The sequence below is a fragment of the Vibrio sp. YT-15 genome (assembly GCF_033337445.1).
GTDB classification, from domain to species: domain Bacteria; phylum Pseudomonadota; class Gammaproteobacteria; order Enterobacterales; family Vibrionaceae; genus Vibrio; species Vibrio alginolyticus.
On sequence record NZ_JAWOQR010000004.1, the window covers coordinates 388,640 to 407,752 of the forward strand.

The window sequence follows — 19,113 nt, forward strand, 5'->3', positions numbered from 1 at the left end:
AAAAGTAATATTTAAATTCACTTAAAATAATAAGTAAAAATAATTTAGAAAAGTTAATTGAGTCAAATCAGCAAAACATCAATACTCAATTTGTCGACAGGATGTTGGCGGGAACAGGAAAAAAGCCTAAAGGATTGGGTATCTTCAGGATGAAGATTTGATAACTTAGGATGAGTTGTCAGCAAGGATGTAGTTAAGCTCTAGGATAGAGTTCGCCCGTCAGGATGATAGGCAAGAATGGACACCGCTAGGAAGGCGATGAACAAGGAACTCGGTTAAAGGACTTAGCCACAATCAAGGATAGATGCAGGGAGCACCTATTAGTAGCTGGATTGCTGCGAAAAAGAATAAGCCCCGTCTGGGAAACCAGGCGGGGTTTTATTTTGTCTGTAATGTATTGATAACGATTCATCTTTTATCGTTTAAGTCTTCTCTGTTTTCATAAAACACCGTGCTATCATTTTCTTTACGTCTCCCAACAAAGCTCTCAGAAAATCACACACTATGCTTAATCCTGTTTGGTTACATACATTTAAGACATTGATTGAAGTCGGTCATTTTACGCAAACGGCAGAAAAACTTTTTATGACTCAGCCTGGCGTCAGCCAACACATCAAAAAACTAGAGCAAAGCTGTCAGCATGCCTTGATCAAGCGCGAAAACAAAAGCTTCGAATTAACCGAGCAAGGCAGGATTGTCTACGCATATGCGCTCGAGTTAGAAGATAGAGAGAAGAAGCTGCTCGAAGAGCTCAGTTTTGATGATGCGTTTTCAGGCCACTGTAAACTGGCTTGTTCTGGTGCAATGGCGTTAATGTTGTATGGGCCCATTTTGGAGAAGCAAAAACAGCACCCGAGCTTATCGTTACATTTAGAAGCCGCGCCAAATCAATCTATTCTCAACGCCATAACGCAAGGGCACATCGATATTGGTATCGTGACTGATGTTCCCAACAAAGGTCTGTTTCACAGTGAGCGAATTGGTAAAGAGAGGTTGTGCTTGGTTCTGCCAAAGCATTATCAAAATAAGCAGATAACGCCACAACTCTTGCATGACTGTGGTGTCATTAGCCACCCTGATGCCGAGCATTACATGACGCTGTTTTTTGACCAATGTGAAGAACCACAGCTCCAAGAAATTAAGATGAGCGATTTACCATTATCCGGCTACGTAAATCAATTGAGCCAAATTTTGCTGCCTGTCAGCAAAGGACTTGGCTTCACCGTGCTGCCTCAAAGTGCGGTCGACAATTTTCCACTAAAAGACACGTTATACATTGCTCAACTGAAAAACACTGTATGTGAAGAGCTATTTCTGGTTCGTAAGCGCAGTCGTGCTCTACCTCTGCGCTATCAGACCATCAAAGAAGTGTTATTGGATGTGATCGGTGGTGCGCATCAATGATGTTAGCCACTCTTCGCTGGTAATGCGTTCCTCTTGGCAATCCACCCAATATGGTTTGCCAGATAACCAACTTTTCGACGCAACTTCTTTTATAAACACATCCACGGAATCAACGTCATCTTTGGCGTAATCCCATTTATTGCGCATATGTTCTGCTGCTTCTTGATTAGTGTACGACTTGCCGTTGCGGATAAAGGTGCAAGAGGATTGCTCAACTCGTGTTATCAACGTCGAGATATCTTGCTCTACTCCTGCTAGTGCAAAGGTAGGCAGAATGCTTAATGTAAGTAACAACGTCCACTTTGCTTTCATCGCACCTTTATCCTTATCCCTGACCAAGTAACTACTAATAAGTGACTTAACTATTCTGATGTTTGGCTGCTTAGCTCAGCAATTATTGCCACCATGCCTTCGCAGGCTGAGGCTCCGCAATCGCCAAGCGTTGACCAATCTCAGGGCTCACTAACGTTACACCGCGCTCTTCACTGATGTCTAACGCACGTTGCATCGGCTCATTCCAATCATGCATCGATAAATCAAACGTACTGTTGTGAATTGGCATCATCACTTTGCCCTGCACATCAATGTGTGCTTGAACGCTTTGCTCTGGGAACATGTGAATGTCTGACCAAAGTTCATTGTATGCGCCGGTTTCGATCATAGTGAAGTCAAACGGACCGTACTTTTCACCAATCTCTTTAAAGCCATTGAAGTAACCAGAGTCACCACTGAAGAACACTTTGTGTTGTTGTGCATTAATAACCCAACTGCCCCACAGTGTCGTATCGCGGTCTGTCAAACCTCGACCGGAGAAATGCTGAGTCGGAGTCAATGTATATTCAATGCCGTCGACAGAATGTGACTCCCACCAATCTAGCTCGATCACTTTCTCCTTCGGCACACCCCAATTCACCAGTAATTGGCCAACTTTTAACGGCACCAAGAAAGTGCCCACCTTGTCGCCTAGCACTTTAATAGAAGCTTTATCTAGGTGATCGTAATGGTCATGACTGATCACCACCACATCGATAGTTGGCAAATCTTCTATCGTGATGGGGGTTTGGTGAAAGCGTTTTGGCCCTGCCCATTGTACAGGAGACGCGCGATCACTGAATACAGGGTCGGTCATCACCAGTTTTCCATCGAGCTTCATTAATACGCTTGAGTGACCCAGACGATAGATGACGTCATCTTGCTCTTCTAACAGCTGCTGCGCTGTGATCGCATGCACTGGAATTTCAATCGTTGGTGTTGGGTTAAGGCGCTCAGTCGTAAAATACGCTTTCATGATTTCGAACATGTCGCCCAAACCGCTTTTGTATTCCAACTCTGTATTTGCAAATTTGTCCGGGTATGTTGGCGCTTTTTCAGTATCAACATTAGAACAAGAAATCATTGATGTACCCATCGCGAACGCTCCTACTGTGGCTAGCAAAGTTTTTTTCATAAAAAGTTAACCCGAACAAAAGTAAACTACACGGTGCAGTTTACATTCTAATTATCAAAAGTAAACTACTTAGTGTAAAATAGATCAAGAAATGATCTTCTTAACTTAGCAAGCTTATGAATGTAAAAAGAAAAAGTCGTAGCGAAACCAAAAGAGAAGCCATCTTGTGCGCGGCAAGGCAAGCGTTCCAAGAGTTTGGGGTGCAAAACACCAGCATGGATAAGCTCTCTGCAATCGCACAAGTCTCTAAGCGCACGGTCTATAATCACTTCCCTTCTAAGGAAGCGATCGTGACGGAGTTGCTGACTGAGCTTTGGCGTTCGTCAATGATGGAAAGCGATATTAAACGCTTGGCCACTCTGCCACTCAAAGATCAATTGATTGAATTACTCTACAGCGAGATCATTGTGGTGACGGAACCAAACTATATTGAGCTGGCAAAAGTGGCATTTGGGCACTTCTTATTTAAGCCGGAAGATCTCAAAGAACAAGCAGAACAAATGTCGAAACAGGAAACCGCCCTGTACCGCTGGCTTACTGAGAAATCGAACAGTGGCGCTTTGCAAATTGATGATGTACATATAGCAAGCACTCAATTGCACAACTTACTTAAAGGCAGTGCATTCTGGCCGCAGTTAATGGGAATTCGCCCCTCTTTGTCGAATGAAGAATCTAGGCTGTTAGCTACCCAAACGGCGGAACTTTTTTTAAGTCACTATCAAAACAGCTAAAAACAGCGGTCAAATTGGCCGCTTTTTTAAGCGATAATTCGTGACAAAGCGATGAAATTTTTGCTCAATTTTATTTATCTCACCCTTGACAGTCTCATACCGCAAGGCGTGAGCGTTCGATAAAATATTTTTGTCGTGTCGACGATGCTTTTTCGTTTTCATCTCACAAAAAAACGCCCTAAGGTGCGCACCTCTGACGACGTGGTTGTTCAACCACAATTCTAAATCGTTGAAGTAAGTAGGTTATGTCATAACATGATCACCTGCCTACTGCATTCTATGCTCTATACTTATATTTTAATTTGGTACTGACTTACTAAGGAATTGCCATGCGTATTGCTATTCTCTCTCGTAATGAGAATTTATATTCAACCATGCGCCTAAAACAGGCGGGTGAAGAACGTGGGCATCAAATCGATGTGATCGACACGCTTCACTGTTATATGGACATTACGAGCAACAACCCTAAGATCCGCTACAAGGGTGAAGAATTACCGCAATACGATGCTGTTATTCCGCGTATTGGGGCATCTATTACGTTTTACGGCACTGCTGTTGTACGTCAGTTTGAAATGATGGGTACATTTTGTGTCAACGAATCTGTCGCGATCAGCCGCTCTCGTGACAAATTGCGCTCATTACAACTGCTATCACGTAAAGGCATCGGTTTGCCACGCACTGGCTTTGCTCACCATCCTGACAACATTCAGGACGTGATCAAAAACGTTGGTGGCGCACCTCTAGTGATTAAATTGCTAGAAGGCACTCAAGGCATTGGTGTTGTACTTGCTGAAACAAATAAAGCGGCAGAAAGCGTGATTGAAGCTTTCATGGGTTTGAAAGCTAACATCATGGTGCAAGAATTTATCGAAGAAGCAAAAGGCGCGGACATCCGTTGTTTTGTTGTCGGAAATAAGGTGATTGCCGCAATGAAGCGCCAAGCAAAAGAAGGCGAATTCCGTTCTAACCTTCACCGTGGTGGCTCTGCACAACTCGTGCGTTTGAGCAAAGAAGAGCGTGCGACCGCTGTAAATGCAGCGAAAGTGATGGGCTTGAACCTTTGTGGTGTGGATATCCTTCAATCTAAAAATGGCCCAGTGGTAATGGAAGTGAACTCTTCCCCTGGTCTAGAAGGCATCGAACTAGCAACGGGTAAAAACATTGCAGGTATGATCTTCGATTTTATCGAGAAAAACGCTAAGCCAAATTCAAACCGTACTCGCGGTAAAGGTTGATTTTTGTTTAACGCACAAGAGAGCCAAAAACCGGCTCTCTTGTTACTCGTCGCTAGGATGACACTATGAATCAGAAAATGATCATTGGGAATGCCGAAGCTATTTGCTTGCCAGAGTTAGGGATTACTCACCTTGAAGCGCGTATTGATACAGGCGCTCAAACCTCTTCATTACATGTAGACAATATTGATTGCTTTGAAAAAGATGGTCAGTCTTATGTTGCATTCGATTTGCACCCAGATGTATACCATTTAGAACAAGTGGTTCGCTGCACAGCGAAACTAAAAGCAAACCGTAAGGTTAAATCTTCTAACGGTACTTTTGAGCACCGCTGCGTGATCACAACGATGCTGCGTATGGGCGACCAACAATGGCCAATCGACATTACGTTGACTAACCGTGAAAAAATGACTTACATGATGTTGTTAGGTCGTCAGGGCATGGCAGACAAAGTGCTCGTTGATCCTAGCCAATCTCACTTATTGGCATCTTAACCCCGTAGCTTCAGATGAGTGATCGAACGTTTTTGTTGAGCATCACTCGTCTGACTTTATCTTCGCCTACTTCCTACGAAATAACGCAAACAACAATCCCTTCGCTTTAACTTTTGTCACTCGCCAGTGCGTCATTGGCTTAGTCGGCGCTGTATTCAAAATGTGCTGATACGCTTTTTCATCCAAAGTTACCTCTCCCCCATGTGCCAAAAGCAAACATTGCGGATTCATCTCAAACACACGCTTTAATGATTGCCGATATTGATTCGGATGAAATATGGGAAACGGCGCAATCAGATGCTTTTTCACCTGCACCATTAAATCCGCCACATACAGCACATCTTGTTCAGAATGATAAACCGACAGATCTCGGTCGGTATGCCCAAGCGTTTCTAGCACCTGCCAATCATCAAATCCAGGAATAAACTCTCCATCAATAAGTTCAATATCTGGCTTTAGCTTGCGGGAATACCACAGGTTTTGCTTTGGTTTACGCATCCGATTCGCCATCCAGCGTGCTAACATCAAATCGGTCAAATGCATTAGCCAACCGTCTACACCGCTATACCACTGGTTCTCTCGCTTTGCGGCCAATAGCTTGCATCCTGTTAAATCACGTAGTTTGTGCGCACCACCAGCATGGTCTGGATGCATGTGGGTCACAACAACCAACTTTAGGTCAGAAAAAGGACGATGGAGTTGATGTTCAATAAAGTCTTTAAGATGAGGGATGTCTGCTCGACTGGCACCATCAAGCAACAATAATTTATCGGGATATTCGGCGAGATACATGGTCTGAATGTACCCCTGAATTCTGTGCAGCTGCAAAATATGTCCTTATTTTAGTGAGATGCTTCATGACCGAATCCTTACTGGTCAGACCAACTATAACAGCAGAATGGACGCTTCGGTAAACAAATATTCACACGTAGCGACGACAACAAATCATAATCGAGATGATAGATTTTAATCATTAGACTCAAGGGCCCTTTTATCCGTTAATGCGCGCACACGGAGTTCGTGTCAGGGTATGAGGTAAATACCTCATGATTTGCTTTTTTGTACTTTTCCTTCTAATTAATTAAGGAGTTAAGTACATTTTTGTGAGAATCGAGTTGGAAAAAGCAACTAAATTAGACCGCATCCGCGCGGACTACAACGTTCACTACTGGAGCCAAGGTTTCTACGGCATTGATGACCAAGGCGAAGTATATGTATCACCACGTAGTGATCGTGCACATCAAATCCCTTTCAGCGCTATTGTAAATGAGCTAGAAGCGAAGCAGTTAAATCTGCCTGTATTAGTACGCTTCCCGCAAATCGTGCACCAACGTGTGCATGGTATTTGCCACGCATTCAACCAAGCAATTGAAGAATACCAATATCCAAACAAATACTTGTTGGTGTACCCAATTAAAGTAAACCAACAACGTGAAGTGGTGGATGAAATTCTAGCGAGCCAAGCTCAACTAGAAACCAAGCAGCTTGGTCTTGAAGCGGGTAGTAAGCCAGAATTGTTGGCGGTACTTGCATTGGCTCAACAAGGTAGCTCCGTGATCGTGTGTAATGGCTACAAAGACCGTGAGTATGTGCGTCTTGCACTGATCGGTGAAAAGCTGGGTCACAAGGTATTCATCGTACTAGAGAAGCTTTCTGAGCTGGATCTGGTACTAGAAGAAGCGAAAAGTTTGGGCGTAAAACCGCGCCTTGGTTTACGCATTCGCCTCGCCTCTCAAGGCGCAGGGAAATGGCAAGCAAGTGGCGGTGAAAAATCGAAGTTTGGTTTATCAGCATCGCAAGTGCTTAGCGTTATTGAACGTCTTAAACGCGAAGGCAACCTAGACGCGATGCAACTGGTTCACTTCCACCTTGGTTCACAGATGGCAAACATCCGTGATGTACGCAATGGTGTGAACGAGTCTGCACGTTTCTACTGCGAACTACGCGCACTCGGTGCAAACATCGAGTACTTCGATGTGGGCGGCGGCTTGGCAGTGGATTATGACGGCACACGCAGCCAATCATCGAATTCGATGAACTACGGCCTTGCAGAATACGCACGTAATATCGTGAACACAGTGGGCGATGTGTGTCTGCAATACGAACAACCAATGCCAGTGATCATTTCGGAATCGGGTCGCTCGCTAACAGCGCACCACGCTGTATTGATTTCTAACGTAATTGGTACCGAGTCGTACCTACCGGAAGAAGTACATGAGCTTGATGATGACGCTCCGCTTTTGCTACAAAACATGTGGCGAAACTGGGAAAACTTACAAGATGGTACAGACGCTCGTGCGTTAATTGAGATTTACAATGATACCCAAAGTGATTTGGCAGAAGTGCACTCTCAATTTGCTACAGGCGTGCTTAACTTGGAACAACGTGCGTGGGCAGAACAATTGTCACTACGCATTTACTTCGAATTAAGCCGAAAGATGAGCACTAAGAATCGCTTCCACCGTCCGATTCTGGACGAGTTGAGCGAACGTCTTGCAGATAAGTTCTTCGTGAACTTCTCTCTCTTCCAATCTCTACCAGATGCTTGGGGTATTGATCAGGTGTTCCCTGTTCTGCCACTTTCTGGTCTTGGCGAGGCGGAAGAACGTCGTGCAGTGATGTTGGACATCACATGTGACTCTGATGGCGCGATCGATCACTACGTTGATGGTCAAGGCATCGAGAGCACGCTACCTGTACCAGCTTGGAGCAAAGACAAACCGTACCTAATGGGCTTTTTCCTAGTAGGCGCATACCAAGAAATCCTTGGTGACATGCACAACCTATTTGGTGATACCCACAGTGCTGTAGTCAATGTTGATGAACATGGTCAATTTGAGATCAGTTACATCAACGAAGGTGATAGTGTAGAAGACATGATGCGCTACGTTCATATCGACGTGGATGCGATTCGTGACAATTATAAACAATTGGTTTCACAGCGAGTTGAAGCCAATGAACAAGCACAAATCCTAGCAGAACTAGAACAAGGTCTAGCAGGATATACCTATTTAGAGGACTTCTGATATGAATGATTTGTTTACTAAAACTGATTATTCGCTTTACTCCAACTCTATGTCGTTTTTACGTCTGCCGTACATTCGTAACCCGGTATCGGCAGACGCAGACGTTGTGGTGTTGGGAGTCCCTCTGGACATGGCAACATCTGGTCGTCCAGGTGCGCGTATGGGTCCAGATGCAATTCGCCGTGCCTCAGTCAACTTGGCATGGGAAGGTAAGAAGTTCCCGTGGAGCTTCAACGTATTGGATAAACTGAAAGTGATCGACGCAGGTGATCTCGTGTTCGATTGCGGTGATGCGGAAGATTTTACTTACCGCCTTGAAGCGGCAACCAGTGAAATTCTAAAAAGTGGTAAAACCATGTTGGGATTGGGCGGTGACCACTTCATTACGCTACCTATCCTGCGTGCCTATGCGAAGCATCATGGCCAAATGGCGTTGATTCACTTTGATGCTCATACGGACACCTATGCAAATGGCAGTTCATACGACCACGGTACGATGTTCTACCATGCGCCGAAAGAAGGTTTGATCTCAGCAAAGAACTCAATACAAATCGGCATTCGTACGGAGTACAAACAGCAAGATCACGGCTTCAATGTGATTAATGCGATGCAAGCGAATGACATGTCGGTGAACGAGATCCTAGAAGAAATTCGTCGCACCGTCGCAGACAAGCCAGTATATGTCACTTTTGACATCGACTGCTTAGACCCGGCCTTCGCACCGGGAACTGGTACACCAGTTTGTGGTGGCTTGAACTCAGACAAAGCGCTGAAAATTATTCGTGGTTTAGCCGGCATGAATATCGTGGGTATGGATGTTGTCGAAGTATCGCCTCCATACGATCACAGTGATGTTACCGCACTAGCGGGAGCAACCATCGCACTAGAAATGCTTTACGCATATGCATCTGAGCGCGAATAGACATAATCATTTCTAAGGGAGCTTCGGCTCCCTTTTCTTTCTGATGCTTTCCTCTACCTTTTATTCACTCGTTTCATCGTGAACTCAGCTCAACCGAGCAGACGCTTTATTTTTGCACTTTAACCATTAAAACCAGTTACCTATAAGGCTCATTCTATTCACGAAAAGTAAAAAATTTAACGTAATTAGACAAAGAAATGCACCGCTTTTTGAAAACAAAATCGGATTAGTTTTTCTAATTGAAATCATAGATTTTTATCTTGCTCAACTTCACACTTTTCGATTGCTAATTATACAAGCAAGCACTATTATCTCGCGCAAATACCCCCGCAACACAAGAATTCAGTTGGCACTCTGTAAAAGAGCGCTAAGGGTTTTTACGTCTTAAATTTTTTGGAGAGATACGCAAATGTCTGCTTCGTTTCCATTAGCGAAACTTACCTTTTTAATCGCTATATTGACTGCCGTGGGTCAAATGACCCAGACAATGTACGTGCCTTCAATCGGTCATATGGCGGGCGAGTTTTTGGTATCTGCGTCATCACTTCAAGCTGTGATGGCTTGTTACCTAATCCCATATGGCTTGTCGCAATTTGCGTATGGCACACTATCGGACCGCTTGGGACGCAAACCGATCATCATCGTCGGGCTGCTTATCTACATCGCGGGTACACTGGTAGCATTATTTGCACATCAATTTGAATGGTTCTTGATTGGTAGCTTTATCCAAGGCTTAGGTATTGGCTGCGGCGGTGCGATGTCACGCACTCTGACTCGCGATTGCTTTGAAGGCTCTGATCTACACAGAGCAAACAGCTTAATTAGCATGTGTGTGATTTTCTCACCATTAATGGCACCAGTATTAGGCGGTTACCTAACAGAAGCTTTCGGATGGCGGTCGAGCTACTTGTTCTTAGCGCTATTTGCTATCGCGGTTGTGATCACCATGATGACAAGCATGATGGAGACGCTACCAAAAGAGAAACGCAAATTCGAACCAGTAGCCAAAAGCTACAAACACGTTTTGTCTGACCGTCGCTTTCAAGGCTTTTTGATTTGCCTGGTTGCAACATTCGCTGGTGTGGGTGTATTCGAAGCGGCGGCTGGGGTGTTGTTAGGTGGGGTATTAGAATTACCAGCAACAACGGTAAGTTTGCTGTTTATATTGCCGATCCCAGGTTACTTGGTGGGTGCAGGCTTATCTAGCTACATCGCAAGACATCGCTCTGAGCGTCGTGCTCTAAATGTAGGCTTGGTCTCTATTTTTGTAGGCTCTGCTATTGTGCTCATCCCAGGCTTGTTTGGTTTAACCACGGCATTAACGCTGGTTGGAGGCGCAACCGTGTATTTTTTGGGTGCGGGTATTCTCTTCCCAGCAGCAACAACTGGAGCGATTGCGCCATTCCCATACCATGCAGGAACAGCAGGCGCGACATTGGGTGGCATGCAAAACTTGGGGGCAGGTGTCGCAACTTTGCTCGCGTCACTATTTCCAGCGCATAACCAGATGCCTTTGGGCATTTTGATGATGGTAATGTCGGTAATTGCAATGCTTGGGTTAATGTGGGTGAATCGAGCACACAATCACTCAAACGAAGTACCGCAAGTTATCTGATCATTATCAGCTTACTTTCAAAATCCAAAAGGGACACACTCAACAAGTGTGTCCCTTTTTTCATATCACACTATATCGATTTCCCGATGAGAATGATTTAACTTTCGAATTGATATTTGTTAAAAATAACAGCTGCTTACACAATGTGTTTTCAGCTTCCTTCAAATTGAGTATCCAACTCGGAAATATTGAGGATTCTCACTTTTTCGGTATACCCCATAACAAAGAATGGACAACTGAAAACCACTAACAAAATGAAAGCCCAGCCCTCAGGATGAGGCCACTTGGGTGTACAATAAGGATAAAATCAGATGCGTTTCACTTTAACTACGTTGGCCGTCTCGGTCGCGCTTGTCGCCGGATGCAGCAATCAAGGAATCCCCAGCATGACTCAATACTCCCAAGCACAGATCGTTGCTCAACAAACTCAAGCTCCGGTTGCGAAAAAAGTCCCTCACGCGATGACTATTCATGGCGATACCCGCGTTGATAACTACTACTGGATGCGTGACGACGAACGTAAAGACCCTGAAATTTTACAGCACCTAGAGAAAGAAAATCTGTACGCAGAAACCGTTCTAAAGCACACTGAAACATTTCAAGATACGCTATTTGAAGAAATTAAAGGGCGTATCGCAAAAGACGACAACTCAGTACCTGTTCGTAAAGGAAACTACTTCTACTCAAGTGAAGTGACCGGAGATAACGAGTACGAAGTCCATTTGCGAGCTAAAGACTTTGCAGGCAAAGACAAACAAATCATTTTAGATGTCAATGAACTAGCAAAAGAACATGAATTTTTCAGTATCGGCGGCCTATACGTTAGTCCGAATGAAAACTTATTGGCGTATGGCGAAGATACATTAAGCCGCCGCGTGTACACCCTTAAGATCAAAGACCTGACAACAGGCAATTACCTACAAGATGAAATCGAAGGGGCCTCAAGCGCTGTCGCATGGCAGAACGATAACAACGCCTTTTACTACATCAAAAAAGATCCACAGACCTTATTGGGCTACCAAGTTTATCGTCATGTATTGGGCACACCACAAAGCAGCGATGAGCTGATTTTTGAGGAAACCGACAGCGCCTATTACACCTCACTAAGCAAAAGCAAAGATGGCGAAGATATTTATATCTGGCATTCGAGTACAGAAACCAGTGGGGTCTCTATTATTGATGCGAACAACCCTAAAGCAAAGGCGAAACCGTTCTATCCTCGTGAAGATGGCATTGAATACAGTATTTCTAAGCTAGGCGATTGGTACTACATTTATACTAACTATCAAGCCGTCAACTTCCGTTTGATGAAAGTTCATCAAAATGACATGCATGACCGCTCTAAATGGCAAGATGTGATTGCCGCAGACGACAACACTCAACTTGTCGACTTCGAGTTATTCGATGATCACATCGTCTATGAGCAGCGCTCTAACGGCCTAGCAAGCGTCACTGTACGTCAGCTTTCAACAGGAAAAGAACTCCCCCTCACATTTAATGACGATGCGTTTGCTGCCTATTTGACAGGTAACCTAGAGCTGGATAACGAGAAAGTTCGTATTTATTACAGCAGTTTAACCACTCCAGGAACCTACTACGATTTCGATCTAAAAACGGGCGGGTCAGAAATCATGAAGCAAACACCTGTACTTGGTGATTTTAATCCTGACAATTACCAATCAGAACGCATCATGGTCACAGCCCGTGACGGTAAAGAAGTACCCGTTTCTTTGGTGTATCGTAAAGACTTATTTAAGAAAGATGGTACGAATCCACTCTACCAATATGGTTATGGATCTTATGGCGCAACCATTGAGCCAACTTTCCGCTCGACACGTTTGAGTCTATTGGATCGCGGCTTTGTTTACGCCATTGCTCATATTCGTGGATCTGAAATGCTTGGCCGCCCTTGGTATGAAGACGGTAAAAAACTAACCAAGCAAAACACATTCAACGACTTTATTGATGTGACTAAAGGTTTTGTTGAACAAGGCTACGGCGCGAAAGATAAAGTCTTCGCTGTTGGTGGCTCTGCAGGAGGTCTCTTAATGGGGGCTATCATCAACCAAGCACCAGAACTGTACCGCGGTATCGGTGCACATGTTCCGTTTGTGGACGTGGTAACCACCATGCTCGATGAATCGATTCCATTGACCACCAATGAGTATGATGAATGGGGTAACCCAAATAACAAAACATACTATGACTATATGTTGAGTTACTCGCCTTACGACAACATCAAGGCGCAAAACTACCCGAACATGTTGGTAACGACTGGCTTGCACGACTCTCAAGTACAGTACTTTGAACCAATGAAGTGGGTCGCCAAACTTCGTGAAATGAAGACAGACGATAACGTCTTGTTGTTCAAAACCGATATGGAAGCCGGACACGGCGGCGCATCTGGTCGATTTAAACGCTTAAAAGAAGATGCGCTAGAGTATGCCTTCTTCCTCGATTTACTCGATAAAAAATAAGCGTATTAATAGAACTGCATCTCTTCTAACAACAAAAATGCCCGCAAGTTGCGGGCATTTTTTATAGACGCACTCTCTAAACAAAGAGTGGGGTTACCTAAGCACAGAATGACTAGCGTCTCTTATAGCCAAAGGATAGCAGAAAGAAAAACGCCTACTCACAACGAGTAGGCGTTAACACAATAAATGTGTTTAGGCAGTAGAAACTGGCCTATTTATTAGAAGTAGTAACGAGCACCTAGAGTCCAGTAGTCGTTCTCTTCATTGTTGTAGTCGTTACCTAGATCAAACTGGTAAGCTGCAAACGTTACGAAAGCAGGAGTTACAGCGTACTCTGCTTGTAGCGCAGTTTCGCTTGAAACTGTCTTATTGTCTTCTTCGTCTTCTACGCCTTCGTAGTTAACGCTGAATGTCCAATCGTTTACGCCGTATGCCAAAAGAGCTTCAAGTTGAGAAGTGTCTTTACGCATTTGGTAGAAGTACTCGTTCATACCGTATACTACTGCTGCGTATAGACCTGAACCGTACTGACCGTAGTTTACAGAGAATAGGTGTGATTCAGCGTTCTTAGTACCTAGAGTCGCGTTTTTAACATCACCACCGCTGTATACGTAGCCTAGACCAAAGCCAGCTACAGAACCGCTCAATGCAACTTGACCACGTTGCTCGTATGTTGTTGCATCTGAAGTTTGCTCACCTTGCCAACCTAGACCTAGGTTGAAAGCAAAACCTTCACCAAATTCAAAACCTTTACGGTAGCTAAGCATTTTATCAGCACGAGCTGAGCCTAGGTTGCCGTGGTTGTCGTACAAAAAGTCGTTCGCAAACGCGATTGGTAGATCCGCAACGCCAGCGACATCGTAGTAAGGTGACCATTGAGTACCTGCTACTAAACGGCCAAACTGCTCATGAGTAGCACCGATGTAACCTAGACGAGTTTTGAACGATTGCTCACCACCATTTAGGTAGTTAAGCGCCCATTCACCTTTAGCGTCGATAGTAATACCGTTGCCAATGTCTTTCTTACCCGCAACGTTAATACGTGGAGACACTTGGTGAACTTTTACATCTTCTTCGAAATACTCACCCACGCCAACTGAAACGTGACCGCCGATCGATAAAGATGTACCATCGCTGTTGTAAACTTCTGCTGCGAAGGCCTGTGAACCACATGCTAGTGCCGCCACTGCAACGGCTAGAGTTTTCATTTTCATTGTTAACATCCGTATAGTTGTTTGTACCGGTTCGCTTAGAAACAGATTAAATCCGAATCAATCGCAACGAACACATAACAAAGTAGTAATGAAATAGAAATGAAACAAACACTTTCTTATGCAACCAGTGGTATTAATGTTCACATTTTGAACTGGATCACAAAAAAATAGGGAACTTTTCATTCCCCATCATAAAATCTGTGGCTTTTTACGTGTCACATCTCCCAACGTGCGAGTGGCTTCTCAGTTTTGATACCCTTACCGCCCCAGCGGTCAATAACATCAATTTGCAGTATGCGGCTCGGTTTAATAAGCGATGTCAAGGTTTTCGACGGTCGTTTATCCGTCACTAACCATAGCGTTTTATCTTGCTCAAACTGAGCTTTTAAAGATAATTTGTCTTCTTCTGTCCACTCAAATTCCGGCTTAAATTCGCGCCCAACCACAAACAATTGGTTGCCAGAGGCAAAGTCCTCTAATGACTCACTCATCAGTACCACTGAATCGATGCCTTTATCGAAGATATCTGCCTGTTGTTGGTTGATCAGTTCACGCACATTAATCATAAGAGCCTGTTGATTCGTTTGAATCGCCTTTTGGTGTTCAGGATATACACGTTGTAGATCCTCTCCGACAATACCCGCCATTCGGATTAAGTTTGTAGGGTTCAGCCATGCGTACTTCGATGTTGACCCGTTTTCCAATGTCAGTACTGCAACTCCTTGAGCTCTAGGAGAAATGGCCTGCGATGCATCGATTTCAATCAAGTGAATGTTGCCCTGTCGAGCGTAAACATAAGTCGGGTCTTGTTTCCAAATCGCACCAAGAGTAATAGCAACCGTCGCGGCTTGCCCCGCTTGCTTAACTTGCTCTGTACCTTTATTTGCGAACCAGTTCTCAAGACGCTCAACGCCGTAACGCTTTGGAGGCAGATACTGAGTCTCTATCCCTGTACCTTTCATGAGTTGCTCAGACAACATGTACGTGACGGGAGTGCTGGTTAAAATATCTTTGGCGCTTGCCAACGATGGAAGTGTTGTCGCTATAACCAAACCAAAAGTTATCGCTAATTTTTTTATCTTCATGTTCATTACTTTATAAAAAGGGTTACGCTTTTTGGATAATTCGGTAAACCGTTGCTGTTAGGAAAAATGCCGCAGAAACAATGATGATGGATGCGCCTGATGGCACTGGTAGCTCAAGCTCCATCGGCAGTATGGTTCCTATTAAACACGCAATGGTTGCCAATAAAGAAGAAAGGAGAACAAAACTGCCCATGCGTTTAGTCAATAACCGAGCCGTTGCACCAGGAATCAGTAGCAATGCACCAACCAATACAGCGCCAATAATCTTTACCGCGGCGATGGTGACCAAGGTGATCATCATGACAAATAAGTAATCATAAAAGCTGGTATTAAAGCCGCGTACACGTGCAATATCCGGGCTGATACAAGTTAGCAAAATGCGGTTAAACGTTGGAATAAGAAGCAGTAATATGATCAAACAACTGATCGCTAAAATAAGGATATCGTTGTCCGTCACAGTCAAGATCGAGCCAAACAACACGTTCTCCAACATGTGAATGTTGATCTTACGAGCAACGTACATTAACAGCGCAGCACCAACCGCTAACGCTAATGCAAGAAAAACTCCAACCAGTGTGTCGTAAGGTACATTCGTACGATTACGAACAAAGTGAAGCAACAGCGCAAAAATCATACAAAAGCTAAACAATCCGATGATCGGATTCTCTGGCGGCTCACCGAGCAACACACCAATCGCAATTCCGGTAAGCGCAGCATGCCCAACCGCTTCAGAGAAAAAAGCCAGTCGCTTGGCGATGACTAATGTACCAAGACCACCAAGTAATGGTCCTAATATCAGCGCTGCCACAATTGCGTTCACCATGAAGGCATAAGAAAAGCTATCGCTTAACCATCCAGCTTCAACGCCGCTAACCGCTAACTCTCGCAACCAATCCATTATGCAGCCTCCACTTTTGCTGTGTAGTGCTTGAATAATGTTTCTATACGATCAGGACTTAACACATCTGAGTGGTGCCCTGACGCCACAATTTGACGATTTACGACATGGACCTGCGCGTCTAAACGGCGCACTGCGGTCACGTCATGGTGTACTGCCAGTACCGTTTTGCCTTCTCCAACGACTTCATGAATCAAACCTTCAAGGTACCGAACACCTTGCTCGTCCATCCCAGTTGTAGGTTCGTCTAAAACCAATAAATTGGGCTCATCCAGTAAAGCTTGCGCAAACAAAACACGTTGTTGCTCACCGCCAGAGAGTTGCCCCATACGACGGTCGCTACGCGTTGCCATACCCACGCGATCCAGCTGGGCCAGGGCATGTTGAGTTTGTTTCGTTTTACGTCGCCAAAATAGAGGGATACGAGTTTGGTTAAGCAGTACAAAATCCATCACGGTTAACGGGAGGCTTGCTTCAAACATCGCTTTTTGTGGCACATACCCTATCTTCCCCGATGCAGCTGATGGTTCTGGCCAATTGAGCGCTATGTTTCCCGAAAATGGCGTGAGTCCAAGTACCGAACGAAGCAAAGAGGTTTTACCACCGCCGTTCGGTCCCATAATCACGTGACATTTCGCGTTCTCGAATTCGGCGCTGATGTTCTGCAAAATGATATTGTCGGCGTATTTTAGGCCCACGTTACTTAAGGAAACGGAAGGTCCAGTCATTACGCCTTTTCCCCTGCTCGCTTACTCGCCACAAATTTCATGGCTTCGATTAGTGTTTCCACATTATCTCGCATCTCAACCTCGACTTTATCAGCCTCATACTCACCGTGAGTCATGTGAGAAAAGCGATAAAGCTGCACCCCAGTCGCCTCTTCGATGGTATCAACAAAGCGATTCGGCATATTGAGCTCATAAAACAGAACATCAATGCCCGATTCACGAATTTTCTCTATCGTTTCCTGTAGCTGACTTGCACTTGGTTCAACGCCATGAGCAGGCTCAATGACAGCGGCAACGTCAACACCAAACTCCTGAAGGATATATCCGTAAGCATTGTGGGTTGTCGCCACCTTCATACCAGCCGTGTCCAACTCACCAAGAGACAACATTGCATCACGCTTCATCAGGCGAAATGTTTTCGCGTATTTACGAGCATTTTGGCGATAGAACGTAGCATTGTCTGGGTCCAATTGGCTTAGCTCACTCGCGATGGTGTAAACCTTTTGAATGGTTGTTGATAGACCGACAAAGGTGTGAGGGTTCACTGCTCCTTGACCAACAGACTGCCCCATAGCGGGCAATAAAGGCACTTCTTTGTTCGCTTCGATAACCACGAGATCATCACGCTGAGAAGCCTTGATCACTTTCAGTGCAAAATCGTCATGACCAATACCATTGATCACTATTACGTCCATTTCATTTAAGCGCTTAAGATCATTAGGTTGTGGCAAATAGTTGTGAGGATTAAAACCAGCATCAACCAAAGGAACGATGTCCGCCTTCTCACCAACAACGGCTTTAACATAGCTGTAATAAGGTTGAAGCGTAATACCAATACTGAGTTTATCGGCAGCAAAGCCAGTAGAAGACACCGTCAATAACGCGGTGGCTGTAAGAATACGACGTAAAAGAGAGCGTTTGATCATAGTACTTATCAATTATGTTGTCTTAATGGGCGTGAGAATGAGAGGAAGAGTCTGACAGAACGATTTGTTTCCACCCGAAATCGTGGCGTTTAGCTAGATCGCTTAGTCCCTCCACATTTAACGAACGGCTAGAATCATTAAACCAAATATCAGCTTGAGAACTGCGGCTATCCAACAGCATGGAAGCAGAGCCTTGGGCACTGGTCTTCACGCCAATGTAGACACCGTCATCAATTCGTTGCCACTGATGAGAACCTTTACGCTTCCAGTTTTGGTCTTTCACGAACGGAGCAATCCAAAGCACCTCCATATCAGAGATCTCAGGCCAAGTTCCGGTATCTAACTGCAAATCACGAATCTCTTCATGAGCGAGCTTAAGCTCAGCGATCAACCCCAACTCATTTTGATGTAAATCCGTGATTAACACTTGATGAGACTGCATGTCTGGCTTTTCAGTCGCGACCTGATGGTAGGGCATAAGTATGGCTGCTGAACTGAGAATTGCTGCGATTGTCAGTGCGACCCACTTTCCTTCTCGGTTACCATCATCAGGGCGAACTTTCTTTACACTCATTTCTCTTTCAGCTCAACGATATCCACTTCCACCGGGCTTTCATGTCCGGCATCAAATACCAAATAGAAATCTGTTTCAGGGTGAGTAAATTCTGCGATGGAACGCTTATCTGTTTTTTCTTTGGCGATCAGATTGTCGTCGTAATCGTACATTTCGATATCGTAGTCGACCGCTGTCGATCCATCCGAGTAGCCCGCTTCACAAATCACTTTATCTTGCGCCAAGTGACAGCTCATCAGAGGAAAATGTGCAGCAGCGTGAAAGGACGCAAATCCAGAAAAAAGCAAAACCGCTTTTAGAAGAGAAGTGTTATTCATGATAATTCCAAAATGGCCCA

Annotated in this window: 18 protein-coding genes; 8 read left to right on the forward strand and 10 right to left on the reverse strand. The window is 44.6% G+C overall.

Going from position 1 to position 19,113, the window contains the following annotated elements:
- Positions 1-504 precede the first annotated feature (504 nt).
- Complete coding sequence (locus R7D93_RS10920) at positions 505-1,404, forward strand: LysR family transcriptional regulator (protein ID WP_017635526.1); 900 nt, start codon at positions 505-507, stop codon at positions 1,402-1,404.
- Here R7D93_RS10920 and R7D93_RS10925 read toward each other — a convergent pair.
- Both R7D93_RS10925 and R7D93_RS10930 read right to left on the reverse strand, forming a co-directional pair.
- Positions 1,372-1,716 (reverse strand): DUF5329 family protein, encoded by a 345-nt coding sequence (locus tag R7D93_RS10925; RefSeq protein ID WP_005374212.1) that lies wholly within the window; start codon positions 1,714-1,716, stop codon positions 1,372-1,374. The genes R7D93_RS10920 and R7D93_RS10925 overlap by 33 nt on opposite strands.
- An 82-nt stretch (positions 1,717-1,798) precedes the next feature.
- Positions 1,799-2,812, reverse strand: a complete 1,014-nt coding sequence (locus R7D93_RS10930; protein ID WP_213906714.1) for an MBL fold metallo-hydrolase — start codon at positions 2,810-2,812, stop codon at positions 1,799-1,801.
- Positions 2,813-2,967: 155 nt separating this feature from the next.
- Between R7D93_RS10930 and R7D93_RS10935 the strand changes: the two genes are divergently transcribed.
- From R7D93_RS10935 to R7D93_RS10945, 3 genes are all read left to right on the forward strand, one after another.
- Entirely contained in the window at positions 2,968-3,582 is a 615-nt protein-coding gene (locus tag R7D93_RS10935; RefSeq protein WP_025768062.1) for a TetR/AcrR family transcriptional regulator, read from the forward strand.
- A 329-nt stretch (positions 3,583-3,911) separates the two neighbouring features.
- The gene (gene rimK, locus R7D93_RS10940) at positions 3,912-4,817 is read left to right on the forward strand and encodes a 30S ribosomal protein S6--L-glutamate ligase (RefSeq protein ID WP_005374224.1); all 906 of its coding nucleotides are present in this window, start codon (positions 3,912-3,914) and stop codon (positions 4,815-4,817) included.
- A gap of 65 nt (positions 4,818-4,882) precedes the next feature.
- Complete coding sequence (locus R7D93_RS10945) at positions 4,883-5,311, forward strand: ATP-dependent zinc protease (RefSeq protein ID WP_005384193.1); 429 nt, start codon at positions 4,883-4,885, stop codon at positions 5,309-5,311.
- A 66-nt stretch (positions 5,312-5,377) separates the two neighbouring features.
- On the opposite strand, the gene R7D93_RS10950 is transcribed toward R7D93_RS10945, so the two are convergent.
- Complete coding sequence (locus tag R7D93_RS10950; protein WP_053304689.1) at positions 5,378-6,103, reverse strand: MBL fold metallo-hydrolase; 726 nt, start codon at positions 6,101-6,103, stop codon at positions 5,378-5,380.
- A gap of 323 nt (positions 6,104-6,426) precedes the next feature.
- Between R7D93_RS10950 and speA the strand changes: the two genes are divergently transcribed.
- The 4 genes from speA (at position 6,427) to R7D93_RS10970 (ending at position 13,351) form a co-directional block, all read left to right on the forward strand.
- Positions 6,427-8,337 carry an arginine decarboxylase gene (speA, locus tag R7D93_RS10955; RefSeq protein ID WP_033906546.1) on the forward strand — a complete coding sequence of 637 codons (1,911 nt, stop codon included), beginning with the start codon at positions 6,427-6,429 and terminating at the stop codon, positions 8,335-8,337.
- A 1-nt stretch (position 8,338) separates the two neighbouring features.
- Entirely contained in the window at positions 8,339-9,259 is a 921-nt protein-coding gene (gene speB, locus R7D93_RS10960) for an agmatinase (RefSeq protein ID WP_005374233.1), read from the forward strand.
- Positions 9,260-9,668: 409 nt separating this feature from the next.
- Entirely contained in the window at positions 9,669-10,874 is a 1,206-nt protein-coding gene (emrD, locus tag R7D93_RS10965; protein ID WP_213867529.1) for a multidrug efflux MFS transporter EmrD, read from the forward strand.
- 311 nt (positions 10,875-11,185) lie between these two features.
- Positions 11,186-13,351, forward strand: a complete 2,166-nt coding sequence (locus R7D93_RS10970; RefSeq protein WP_225496540.1) for a S9 family peptidase — start codon at positions 11,186-11,188, stop codon at positions 13,349-13,351.
- Between the two features lie 218 nt (positions 13,352-13,569).
- On the opposite strand, the gene R7D93_RS10975 is transcribed toward R7D93_RS10970, so the two are convergent.
- From R7D93_RS10975 to R7D93_RS11005, 7 genes are all read right to left on the reverse strand, one after another.
- Complete coding sequence (locus tag R7D93_RS10975; protein WP_017635534.1) at positions 13,570-14,565, reverse strand: porin; 996 nt, start codon at positions 14,563-14,565, stop codon at positions 13,570-13,572.
- Between the two features lie 215 nt (positions 14,566-14,780).
- Entirely contained in the window at positions 14,781-15,650 is an 870-nt protein-coding gene (locus R7D93_RS10980; RefSeq protein WP_225496542.1) for a metal ABC transporter solute-binding protein, Zn/Mn family, read from the reverse strand.
- Positions 15,651-15,672: 22 nt separating this feature from the next.
- Positions 15,673-16,548, reverse strand: a complete 876-nt coding sequence (locus tag R7D93_RS10985) for a metal ABC transporter permease (RefSeq protein ID WP_005374244.1) — start codon at positions 16,546-16,548, stop codon at positions 15,673-15,675.
- A complete protein-coding gene (locus tag R7D93_RS10990; RefSeq protein ID WP_017635536.1) occupies positions 16,548-17,276 on the reverse strand; it encodes a metal ABC transporter ATP-binding protein in 729 nt (242 codons plus the stop codon). The genes R7D93_RS10985 and R7D93_RS10990 overlap by 1 nt, the downstream gene beginning before the upstream one ends.
- Positions 17,276-18,202, reverse strand: coding sequence for a metal ABC transporter solute-binding protein, Zn/Mn family (locus R7D93_RS10995; RefSeq protein ID WP_005374249.1), 927 nt, complete (start codon positions 18,200-18,202; stop codon positions 17,276-17,278). The genes R7D93_RS10990 and R7D93_RS10995 overlap by 1 nt, the downstream gene beginning before the upstream one ends.
- Before the next feature lie 22 nt (positions 18,203-18,224).
- Positions 18,225-18,776: a DUF6162 family protein gene (locus R7D93_RS11000; RefSeq protein ID WP_225496544.1), complete on the reverse strand. Its 552-nt coding sequence runs from the start codon at positions 18,774-18,776 to the stop codon at positions 18,225-18,227.
- Positions 18,773-19,093 carry a hypothetical protein gene (locus R7D93_RS11005; protein ID WP_225496546.1) on the reverse strand — a complete coding sequence of 107 codons (321 nt, stop codon included), beginning with the start codon at positions 19,091-19,093 and terminating at the stop codon, positions 18,773-18,775. Before R7D93_RS11005 ends, R7D93_RS11000 begins: the two co-directional genes overlap by 4 nt.
- Positions 19,094-19,113 lie beyond the last annotated feature (20 nt).